We start from the raw sequence: 10,019 nt of genomic DNA, 5'->3' as shown, positions 1-10,019 counted from the left end.
GCTGCCGCAGCAGTTGTTCCCCCTCCAGTTCATAAACCGCAGCGCCATTGGAAACCACCGCATAGCGCACACCGCACGCCTGCAAATGCTCCGGCAGCGAGCGCAGCGGTCTGCCGCTTGCTGCCACAAGAATCACACCCTGCGCTGCGGCACGCTGGAGTGTCTGCATCGTATACAGGGATATAGTGCCGTCAGAACGCAGGGTGGTTTCGTCCAAATCCAGTGCAAGCATTCGTATCATAATTTTTTCCTTTCTCGGCAGACTCTCAGGGATATCTTCTCCGCCTGCCACATACCATTGGAATTGAGGAGGTGAGAATGTGATGTACCACAGCTGGAATGTCCGGCGATTTCTCCGCTATGTCATCTTCGATCTGGTTTTGATTCTCTCTGCCATCTGGCTGACACGTGCCGGAAAGCAGCACTTCGCCGCAGTGGAACAGCATCAGAACGGCGTTTTTCTGCCGGTTCTGATGTACCACAGTGTCGCAGAGCTGACAGAAACACAATTTTGTGTGACACCCCAGACCATGGAATCCGATCTCCGCTACTTGAAAGAACACGGCTACGAGGCAGTTTCCGCCGAGGCTCTGGTGGAATACACCAACGGAACCGGCAGTCTGCCCCTGCATCCTGTCCTCATTACGCTGGATGACGGATTCTACAACAACAGCAGTCTGGTGCTTCCCCTGCTGGAAAAGTACGACATGTGCGCTGTCATCTCCGTGGTGGGTGTTTTTACCGATGTCTATGCGCCGGATGCTCCGCATCAGGACGACTACTCCTATCTGACTTGGGATGACATGCGAGAGATGTGCCGTTCGCCACGCATTGAATTTGGGAACCACACCTATCAGCTGCACAGCCATCGGGAACGGCAGGGCTGCGCCAAGCTCTCCTGGGAATCCGAGGAGGAATACCGCCAGACGCTGTCGGAGGATTTGAACCTCCTGCAAACGCGCTTTCAGGAGGAGCTGCATTTACAGCCCATTGTCTTTGCCTATCCCTATGGTTTCCTGTGCGAGGAGAGCCGGCCGGTATTACAGGAGGCGGGATTCCTCATCACGCTAAACTGTCTGGAACAGCCCAATTTTATCACACGTGACCCTGCCTGTCTCTACGGACTGAACCGCTACAATCGAGAGGGCGGAATCAGCACAGAGACCTACATGGCACGCCTGCTGCAAATGGAACCCTAGAACATAAGGAGTTGAGAAAATGCGCCGTCGACGTCATTCCAAAAAGTGGATTTTCCCGTGTCTGCTTCTCGTGGCAGGACTCGTTCCTACGATTCTGTGGCTACAAAACCACGCCGGAACCAGTTCCTCTGCCATGCGATTGCGGGAGGTCTGGGAACCGCAGCGAGCCGTTTCGGAGCGTTCCGTTTGGAACGTCCGCTCAGAAGGATACGGCTGGACCGCTGAAACGCAGGAGGCCATCCAAACCGCACAAAACGCTAAAGTTCCCAGCAGTGACCCCGGCGAAAAGCCGTATCCCACACAGTGGAATCTCAGCGAAGAAACCAGCATTTTCCGCACATCCTACGGGCCATATTCCGGCGACAACTTTTTCTCTCTGTCCTCTGCCGGACAGGTGCAGAACAAGACTTCCCTCTCCAACACAGCACTTCAGACAGAAAGCGAACTTGCGCCGGCGTTTACCATTCAAGTCAGCGACGAACCGCAGGTGCTCATCATGCACACCCACACCACAGAGACATTTGAACCGTGCGTCCGCAGCGAGTACGACCCCAGCTTCAATTACCGCACCACAGATCCGGCGTATAATATGGTGTCCGTGGGAGATGCTATTACAGAGCAGCTGGAAGCCGCCGGAATCCATACCATCCACGACACCACCATCCATGACTATCCCTCCTACAACGGCGCCTACGAGCGAAGCGCCGAAACAGTGAAGCAGTATCTGGAACAGTACCCCTCCATCTGTGTGGTTCTGGACATCCACCGGGATGCCATTCAGAGCGACAACACGCTGTCGCAGCCCATTGTGGAGATCGATGGCAGGGAGGCAGCGCAGGTCATGATTATCTCCGGATGCGATGACGGCACCATGGAAATGCCCAACTACCTCCAGAACTTCCACTTTGCCTGCCGGCTTCAGGGAAATCTGGAGGGCATGTATCCCGGACTCACCCGCCCGATTCTGTTCGACTACCGCAAGTACAACCAAGATCTCACCACAGGCAGCCTGCTCTTAGAGGTTGGCTCTCACGGCAACACCCTGGAACAGGCGCAGTACTCCGGCGAACTCATCGGCAAGGCACTGGCGCAGACACTGCTGAAATTACAGCGATAGGAGAATCCCAAAAATGACTGCAACTACGCCCTTATGGAAACGAATCGTCACAGGCGTTCTGCTCTATGGCATCTTCTGCCTGTTCCTCTGGAGCTTCCTCCTCGTAGAAACCCGTTCCCACAACAAACTCACCCACGAGCCGATTGCCGTGGCACATCTCGCCGTTGATAATGACCGAAACGTCCGGCTCGCTCTTTCGGAAACCGTTTGGCAGGGCAAGCTGTCCACGCCGACAGAGGCGGAATTTCTGGGAATAGAGGTGCTGCTCTCGCCGGCCGGTGACGCTGCCGTCACGCTGTGGCAGCTTCTCTGCGATATCAGCGATTCGTGAAACGCATATGAAAACGCACGAAACCGACTCGCAGACTTAACATTCGAAACCGATCTTCCTGTATTTTCTCACCTCTGAAAATCTTTTTCGAATTTCTATGATAATTATAGCATAACCCCTTGCATTTTTCAAGAGAATATGCTATAATAAAATAGTTGCAGGAATCTCGGCGGAAAATTTCGTATATTTTTCTCGGATTTTAGGATGCGCCTGTAGCTCAGCTGGATAGAGTGTCAGACTCCGACTCTGAAGGTCGTGCGTTCGAATCGCATCAGGCGTACCAGTTCATCAAAAGATCCCCGTTCAATGTCAAGTTGAACGGGGAATTTTTTATACACTTTACTGATATTGAAAGGAGAAACTGCCGTGCAATATGCCAGCGTCATTCGGGGACAATTTTGCAGCCGTCCCAACCGGTTTCTTGCGGTTGTCCGCATCGGCGGACAGGAGGAGATCGTCCACGTAAAAAATACCGGCAGATGTCGGGAGCTGCTGATTCCGGAATGCACCGTCTATCTTTCCCGCAGCGACAATCCCAACCGCAAGACAAAATATGACCTGATCGCCGTGGAAAAGCAGCGGGAGGGCAAACCGCCTCTGCTCATCAATCTGGACTCCCAGATTCCCAACGCTGCCGCAGCGGAATGGCTGGAAACCGGCTCACTGTTCTCTGCGAACGCCGTATTCCGCCGTGAAGTCACTCACGGCAGCTCCCGCTTCGATTTCTCCATCATGGACGGCAATATCCAGTCCTTTCTGGAGGTCAAGGGCGTTACGCTGGAACAGGACGGCATTGCACTGTTTCCGGATGCCCCGACACTGCGGGGTGTCAAACATCTGCAGGAGCTGACCGCCTGCCAGCAGGCAGAGATTCCGGCGTATCTGCTGCTGGTCATTCAAATGAAAGAAATCCGTGCGTTTCGCCCCAACGATGCCATGCACCCGCAGTTTGGCGAAGCACTCCGGCGGGCAGCAGCTGCCGGCGTTACGCTTCTGGCACGGGACTGCATCGTCACGCCGGACTCCATCACCATTGATGCACCCGTTCCCATTCAGTTATGAGCGCTTTACCCGATACAGCTGCGAGGGGCGATGACCGGCGCCGGTCTGCATCTCCGCCGTTTCCTCCACGTATGGTCTGATCTTGCGCCGGAAATTCGCCATGATCAGCTTCTCCCCCAGAATCACCTCATAGATCTGCTGGAGCTGCGTCAGCGTAAATCGCTCCGGCAGCATCCGAAAGGCTGCATACGGCTTTTCCATGCTCTCCTGCAAGCGCAGGATTGCCCGCACCAGAAGCTCCGCATGGTCAAACGCAAGCTCACTTTTTTCCAGCGATATGATCTCTGCCTTCTGGTTGTACAGTTCTTCTCCAAAGGTGATCCGGAAATGCTGAGTGTGGGATTCTCCGGAATCACCGGTCAGCGTCAGCGTCGCCGTGCCGTCTTCCTTTTGCAGGGAAAAATCGATGTCATACCATGCGGCATTTTCCCGATCAATGGTCGTGCCGGACACCTCCGTCACCGTCCAGTATCCGCAGGAAATAATCCAACCCCGTTCATCCCGCCCCAGCTTCGACAGATTGCAGAGCAGTGCCAGGGGCACGCCGGTAACGCCGGCTTTCTCCTGCAATTTTCGGGATGCGGTCTCTTCGATGGTCTCCTCCTTGCAGCAGAACCCGCCTGGCAGCGCCAGCTTTCCCTCCTCCGGCCACTCCTTTCGCTTGACCAGCAGCACAGAAAGGGTGGCAGCGGAGAGCTTGCGGTAGCTCTCGGACTCCGTTTTTCACATTATCATCGTTGGAAGAAGCCAGTTTCACGATAAGCGAATCGTTGTCCGTTTTTCGAATGGTAAATACCACAATATCCGCCGCAACCGACGGCTGTTCAAAATCTTTGATACAATATGACGCATGGGACATGGCTGTTTCCTCCGTTGCACTTATCTTTTCCTGCACCCATAGTACCACATTTTTTCGGAGGGTGTCAACAGCTTTCCGGAAAATTCAGCTTTATTTCTATTTTTCTGATACTATCCGAATCGTTTTAACGTCATTTTTCACAAACCCAAGAAAATCCGAGAATTTTGCTTGACAATTTTTTCACAGCATGGTATACTGAGCCTATTCCACAGGCACAAATCATGTTCTCAGGAGATGAAACAACAGATGAAGATTCGAGAAATACAGGACGAAATCCTTCAATTGAAAAAGGAACAGGACTTTTGCGTTCTGGCGCACAGCTACCAGGCGACAGAGATTACAGAGATCGCCGACTTTACAGGCGACTCCTATGCGCTGAGTGTCAAGGCAGCAAAAGTTCCTCAAAAAAATATTTTGATGTGCGGTGTGCGGTTTATGGCGGAAACCGTTAAGATTCTGTCGCCGGAAAAGCAGGTCTTTCTCTCCAGCCCCCATGCCGGCTGCCCTATGGCAGAGCAGATGACCAGGGAACAGGTGCGGGAGTTCAAGATGCAGCACCCAGACCATACCGTTGTCGCCTACATCAACACCACCGCAGCGTTGAAAACAGTCTGCGATGTCTGCGTCACCTCCTCTTCTGCGGTGAAGATCGTATCCCAGCTGAGCAACGAAAAAATTCTGTTCCTGCCGGACTGTAATCTGGGTGCTTATGTCCAGTTCCAGCTTCCGGAAAAGAAGATCCGGCTGGTACAGGGCGGATGCCCCGTCCATGCTGCGGTTTCCAAGGCAGAGGCACTCGCCGCCAGACAGGCGCATCCGCAGGCATTGCTTCTGGTGCATCCGGAGTGCAGCCCGAAAGTCAGCGCCATGGCGGATTACGTGGGTTCTACCTCCGGCATCATGCAGTACGCTATGCAGTCACCGGAAAAGGAATTTATCATCGGCACGGAAATCAGCATTGCTGAAACACTGCAGTACCGCTGTCCGGAAAAGCAGTTCTATCCCCTGTCGGCAGGACTGATCTGCCGGAACATGAAAGCAACTACGCTCATGGACGTATACCACTGTCTCCACGACGGAGCCGGCACAGAAATCACACTGGATGCACGCACGCTCACCAAGGCACGCATCTGTATTGACCGCATGATTGCGATGGGAGGTTAATGTGAAATATCCTTGGATTCTCTTTGATCTGGACGGCACACTGACAGATTCCCGTCCGGGGATTTTGCGCTGCGTGCAGTATGCGCTGGAACAGTGCGGTATTCCGGAGCCGGACGAAACAAAGCTGTATCCCTTTATCGGTCCGCCACTGTTCACCTCCTTTCAGGAATTTTGCGGCATGGATCCGGAACGAGCTGCCTTTGCGGTGGAACAGTACCGCATCCGCTTTCGCAAAATCGGAATGTTTGAGAACAGCGTCTATCCCGGCATTCCGGAGATGCTGCAAGCGCTTCGAGACGCCGGCGCAGTTCTCGCCGTTGCCACCTCAAAGCCGGAGGTCTTTACGCTGCAAATTATGGAGCACTTCCATCTGTCGCAGTATTTTCAGGTGATCGCCGGCAGCGACATCCAGCGGGATGACCAGACCAAGGCGGACATCATTCGCCTTGCCATGGAACGGCTGCACCTCACCCCGGAGGAACAGGCACAGACCGTCATGGTCGGTGACCGCAAACACGACCTCATCGGCGCACACACCTGCAGTATCCCCTGCATTGGTGTGGCGTACGGCTATGCCCCGAACGGCGAACTGGAGGCGTATCACGCCGACCGCATCGTGTCCGATACAGCAGCGCTTCAGAATTATCTGTTAAGTTGATTCACTATTTCAAAGCTTCTCTCAGTTGTGAGAGAAGCTTTTTTTCTCGCCGTGACACCTGCACCTGTGTCATCCCCAAAATCTGCGCCGTCTTTGTCTGTGTCAGTTCCCGAAAATAACGAAGTTCCAGCAGCATGCGATCCCGTGGCGCAAGCTGTTCCATCTCCTGCCGCAGGGAGAGGAGATCGCCGATCCGGCGGTCCGGCGCTTCCACCGGAATGTCCAGCTGTCCGTCCTGCTCCCCGTCCCCATCGCTCTGCTGTGTCAGCGACAAAGGTGCCTGACTGACGCAGAGCGCCTGTGCGCACGCCTCCACAGTACAATCTGCCAGCACGCTCAGTTCCGAGAGCGTGGGTGTTCTTCCGTGGGTTTGTTCGAACACCTCCTGAAGTTTTTGCAGCCGCATGGCACGCTCCCGCAGTCCGCGGCTGACGTGGATCGCTCCGCCGTCCCGAAACACCCGCTTGATCTCGCCCAGAATCACCGGCACCGCATAGGTGGAAAACTGTACGCCACGGCTGCTGTCAAACGCCCGCACCGCTTTCAGAAGTCCCACACAGCCGGCGGAATACAATTCCTCGTACTCCACCCCACGCCCCCGAAACCGATTGGCGCAGAGATGCACCAGTCCCAGATTTTCCTCAGCAAGCGGCGCTGCTATTTCGTGCGGCATAGCGGACTCCCCAGCTTCTTTCGCATGGTCACCGTTGTGCCGTGTCCCGGCGTGCTCCGCACCTGAAGCTGATCCATAAAGCTCTCCATTACCGCAAATCCCAAGCCGGCACGCTCCTCCTCCGGTGCTGTGGTAAACAGCGGCTGCATCGCCTGTTCCACATCTGCAATACCGCATCCACGGTCTTTGATGCGCAGGTAAATCTCCCGATTTTCCAGCAGTTTGATATGTAGCTCAATGTCACCGCTCTTCTGCCGGTAGCCATGGACAATGGCATTGGTCACCGCCTCGGAGACCGCCGTCCGGATGTCTGCCAGTTCCTCCACTGTGGGATCCAGCTGTACTAAAAACGCAGATACCACCGCCCGTGCCGTCCGCTCGTTCTCAGAGATCGCCGGAAAAATAAACTTCACCCCATTGCACACTTTCACAGTTCTTTCCCCCTTCCAGCTGCATCCATCTGAATTTTTGCGATTCGCTCAATGCCGGAGATCCGCAGCACACGGCGAATGTGCGGCGGCGGATTTTGTACGATAACTTCTCCGCCAATCTCCTGCATCGTGCGGTGCCGTCCCATAATTAGCCCGATTCCGGAACTGTCCATAAATGTCACACCGCCAAAATCCAAAATCAACACGGTGGGCTGCACCTGTTCGATCATCTCGTCGATCTCCACCCGCATAGGTCTGGCACAGTGGTGATCGATCTCACCGCTGAGCACGGCGACCAATGTCGTCTCCTTGGTTTCCAGTAAAACTGCCACGCACCTTCCGCTTCCTTTCCATCCTGATCTCTGCGTTTCCCTTAGAGCTTGTTCCGTATCTTTTTATGTGCGGATTTTTGACGCAGTCACCGGCAAAATCTGCCGAAAAGACGTGCGGAAAAAGATGCGAAACAGGCTCTTTAAACAAGCAGTATCCCTATTGTACGATATTTCCACGAAAGATTTTGTCAAACCAGCGGAGAGAACCAAAATTTTTTTGGCAGCAAAAACGGCTTCGCACAAGTTACTGTACGAAGCCGTTTACGGGTTATTCAGATTGTTTACTGTTCGGAAACCGCCTGAATTGCTGCTGCAAGCTGCGGATCGGTTTTGCTGTTGGGATTGTCATAATCCACCTTTTCCTCGCCGGCTTCCACTTCCGCATCCGGCGTAATACCAACGCCGTGGTAGCATTCGCCACGCACGGTACGGTATTTCGCCACAGTCAGCGTCAGTGCACCGCCGTTTGGAAGCTGCTGGGTATTCTGCATGATGCCCTTGCCAAACGTCGTCATTCCGATGACTTTGCCCTTGCCGAAATCGTGGAGAGAGGCTGCAAACAGCTCCGCAGCACTCGCTGTATTTCCATTTACCAGCACTGCCATAGGCAGATCGCACTCTTCCGCATCCGAAGTCACCAGCGTTCTGGTGGTGCCGTCCCGATAGGTCGCCACGGCAATGTCGCCCTCCGGCATTAGCGGATCCAGCACCTTCTCCAAGCTGCGCACCAGACCTCCGCCGTTGTCCCGCAGGTCGAAAACCAGTGCCTTTGCGCCGTCCTGAATCAGCTTGTCATAGATCGCCTGAAACTGTTCCGGCGTATTGTCCTTAAACGAATCGATGCGGATGTAGCCAATCTGACCGTCCAGCATCTGTCCGGAGGCGGTGACAACTTCAATGTTCGCCCGTGTGACCTCCACTTCCAAGGTCTGTGTCTTTCGCTGAATCGTCAGCTTCACCTTGGTGTCCGGCTCTCCACGCACCGCCTGAACAGCATCCTGATAGCCAAGCTCGGCAACGTCTTTTCCGTCCACCGCCTGAATGATGTCGTCCGCCTGAATGCCGGCTTTTTCCGCCGGAGAATCCTTTGTCAGGGAAACCACCTGCAAATAATTTTCCTCGGTAAGTGTCACCGTCACGCCGATTCCCACCATCTGACCGGATTCGTCCGTCAGATAGGTCTGGTATTCCTCCGGTGTCCGGTACTGCGAATAGGGGTCATCCAACCCCGACACATAGCCTTTCATAGCGCCGTCCATGACCGCATCTTCATCCACATCGGTATAATAATTGGTGTTTACCGCCGATGCCAGCTGCGCAAGTTCCCCGTATGTCTTTTGGGTTCGGAACGCATAGAACACGCCGGTTGCCGTCCCCGCAGCCAGGAGCACACACAGGCAACAGAGCATCAGCAGCACAGACTTGCGTATCTTCACATGTTTCTTTTCCAATTTTCCCACAACCTTTCACAAAAAAGAGACAGAGAGATATCTGTTCCCCTGTCCCCTTTTATTGTATGCAAATTTCCGTTATTCAGAACAAATTAGTACAGATAATCTGCCGGATTTACCTTGCTGCCGTTGACACGAACTTCAAAGTGCAGATGTGCACCGGTGGAGAATCCCGTACTTCCTACGTAGCCGATGGTCTGTCCCTGACTTACCGTATCACCAACGGAAACCGTCAGAGAAGCCATATGGCCATACAGCGTGGAATAGGTGCCGTCGTGCTGAATTACCACATAGTTTCCATAGCCGCCGCCGCAGCCGCAGCTGGAGGACTTGCCGTAGTTATGCGGGCATCCGCTGACAGCCACAACAACGGTACCGCCACGAGAAGGCCACGAGAAGCGACAACGGCTGCGCCGTCGTTTCCGCCGGCAATGTCCAAAGCGCCGTGGAATGTACCCCAACGTGACTCATAGCCGCTGGAAATGGTATAGAACCCCGGGCACGGCCATGTAAAACCAGCGCTGCTGTTGCCGCCGCTGCTATTGTTGTTATCCGTGCTGGGCGTTGTGTTGCTGTTGTTATTGTCGCTGCTGGAATTGTTATTGCTGCTATTGCTATTGGAATTCGAATTGCCGGAACTATTGCTGTTGGAATTAGAGTTTGAGCTGCTGTTATTCTGCTGCTGTTGCTGCTGTTGCTGCTGTGCCTCCTGCTGACGCTGTGCTGCAGCAGCTGCCTCGGC

The 10,019-nt window shown here is 54.2% G+C and carries 14 protein-coding genes and 1 tRNA gene; 7 read left to right on the top strand and 8 right to left on the bottom strand.

The annotated features are described in order from the left end of the window. Positions 1–241, bottom strand: a 241-nt coding sequence (locus QZL66_RS06090) for an HAD family hydrolase (protein ID WP_293601906.1), incomplete at its 3' end; no start/stop codon positions are given. Between the two features lie 82 nt (positions 242–323). On the opposite strand from QZL66_RS06090, the gene QZL66_RS06085 reads away from it, so the two are divergent. The 5 genes from QZL66_RS06085 to sfsA all read left to right on the top strand — a co-directional run bounded on the left by QZL66_RS06085 (position 324) and on the right by sfsA (position 3,709). Beyond that, on the top strand, positions 324–1,199 hold the full coding sequence (locus QZL66_RS06085) for a polysaccharide deacetylase family protein (RefSeq protein ID WP_022410843.1): 876 nt from the start codon (positions 324–326) through the stop codon (positions 1,197–1,199). 19 nt (positions 1,200–1,218) lie between these two features. Further along, positions 1,219–2,316, top strand: coding sequence for a stage II sporulation protein P (spoIIP, locus tag QZL66_RS06080; RefSeq protein WP_022410842.1), 1,098 nt, complete (start codon positions 1,219–1,221; stop codon positions 2,314–2,316). A 13-nt stretch (positions 2,317–2,329) separates the two neighbouring features. Then, complete coding sequence (locus tag QZL66_RS06075; RefSeq protein ID WP_022410841.1) at positions 2,330–2,647, top strand: hypothetical protein; 318 nt, start codon at positions 2,330–2,332, stop codon at positions 2,645–2,647. A gap of 206 nt (positions 2,648–2,853) precedes the next feature. Beyond that, a tRNA-Arg gene (locus QZL66_RS06070) sits at positions 2,854–2,930 on the top strand. A gap of 83 nt (positions 2,931–3,013) precedes the next feature. Further along, the gene (sfsA, locus tag QZL66_RS06065) at positions 3,014–3,709 is read left to right on the top strand and encodes a DNA/RNA nuclease SfsA (RefSeq protein WP_022410840.1); all 696 of its coding nucleotides are present in this window, start codon (positions 3,014–3,016) and stop codon (positions 3,707–3,709) included. Here the strand turns inward: sfsA and QZL66_RS06060 are convergent. After that, a complete protein-coding gene (locus QZL66_RS06060; protein ID WP_022410839.1) occupies positions 3,704–4,384 on the bottom strand; it encodes an NUDIX hydrolase in 681 nt (226 codons plus the stop codon). The genes sfsA and QZL66_RS06060 overlap by 6 nt on opposite strands. Before the next feature lie 430 nt (positions 4,385–4,814). On the opposite strand from QZL66_RS06060, the gene nadA reads away from it, so the two are divergent. Both nadA and QZL66_RS06050 read left to right on the top strand, forming a co-directional pair. Next, on the top strand, positions 4,815–5,732 hold the full coding sequence (gene nadA / locus QZL66_RS06055; protein ID WP_022410838.1) for a quinolinate synthase NadA: 918 nt from the start codon (positions 4,815–4,817) through the stop codon (positions 5,730–5,732). Position 5,733: 1 nt separating this feature from the next. Next, complete coding sequence (locus QZL66_RS06050; protein ID WP_022410837.1) at positions 5,734–6,390, top strand: HAD hydrolase-like protein; 657 nt, start codon at positions 5,734–5,736, stop codon at positions 6,388–6,390. 4 nt (positions 6,391–6,394) lie between these two features. On the opposite strand, the gene QZL66_RS06045 is transcribed toward QZL66_RS06050, so the two are convergent. The 6 genes from QZL66_RS06045 to QZL66_RS06020 all read right to left on the bottom strand — a co-directional run. Continuing rightward, entirely contained in the window at positions 6,395–7,063 is a 669-nt protein-coding gene (locus QZL66_RS06045; protein WP_022410836.1) for a sigma-70 family RNA polymerase sigma factor, read from the bottom strand. Then, positions 7,048–7,494, bottom strand: a complete 447-nt coding sequence (spoIIAB, locus tag QZL66_RS06040) for an anti-sigma F factor (RefSeq protein WP_022410835.1) — start codon at positions 7,492–7,494, stop codon at positions 7,048–7,050. The genes QZL66_RS06045 and spoIIAB overlap by 16 nt, the downstream gene beginning before the upstream one ends. Further along, positions 7,491–7,826, bottom strand: a complete 336-nt coding sequence (locus tag QZL66_RS06035; protein WP_293601905.1) for an STAS domain-containing protein — start codon at positions 7,824–7,826, stop codon at positions 7,491–7,493. The genes spoIIAB and QZL66_RS06035 overlap by 4 nt, the downstream gene beginning before the upstream one ends. A 281-nt stretch (positions 7,827–8,107) precedes the next feature. Continuing rightward, a complete protein-coding gene (locus tag QZL66_RS06030; protein ID WP_293601904.1) occupies positions 8,108–9,277 on the bottom strand; it encodes a S41 family peptidase in 1,170 nt (389 codons plus the stop codon). A 92-nt stretch (positions 9,278–9,369) separates the two neighbouring features. Then, complete coding sequence (locus tag QZL66_RS06025) at positions 9,370–9,567, bottom strand: M23 family metallopeptidase (RefSeq protein ID WP_293601903.1); 198 nt, start codon at positions 9,565–9,567, stop codon at positions 9,370–9,372. Continuing rightward, positions 9,561–10,019 (bottom strand): hypothetical protein (locus QZL66_RS06020; protein WP_293601902.1); only part of this gene is annotated, 459 nt, incomplete at its 5' end. The genes QZL66_RS06025 and QZL66_RS06020, both read right to left, overlap by 7 nt.

This window comes from Ruminococcus sp. CAG:330 (genome assembly GCF_000437175.1).
In the GTDB taxonomy this organism is placed as follows: Bacteria; Bacillota; Clostridia; order Oscillospirales; family Ruminococcaceae; genus Ruminococcus_C.
The sequence above is the reverse complement of the archived record's forward strand: the minus strand, read 5'-3'. Positions and strand labels throughout refer to the sequence as shown.

Excerpts from the sequence above, each read along its gene's own strand:
- QZL66_RS06085 (WP_022410843.1), top strand. The coding sequence starts at position 324 with ATGTACCACAGCTGGAATGTCCGGCGATTTCTCCGCTATGTCATCTTC.
- spoIIP (WP_022410842.1), top strand. The coding sequence starts at position 1,219 with ATGCGCCGTCGACGTCATTCCAAAAAGTGGATTTTCCCGTGTCTGCTT.
- QZL66_RS06075 (WP_022410841.1), top strand. The coding sequence starts at position 2,330 with ATGACTGCAACTACGCCCTTATGGAAACGAATCGTCACAGGCGTTCTG.
- nadA (WP_022410838.1), top strand. The coding sequence starts at position 4,815 with ATGAAGATTCGAGAAATACAGGACGAAATCCTTCAATTGAAAAAGGAA.
- QZL66_RS06045 (WP_022410836.1), bottom strand. The coding sequence starts at position 7,063 with ATGCCGCACGAAATAGCAGCGCCGCTTGCTGAGGAAAATCTGGGACTG.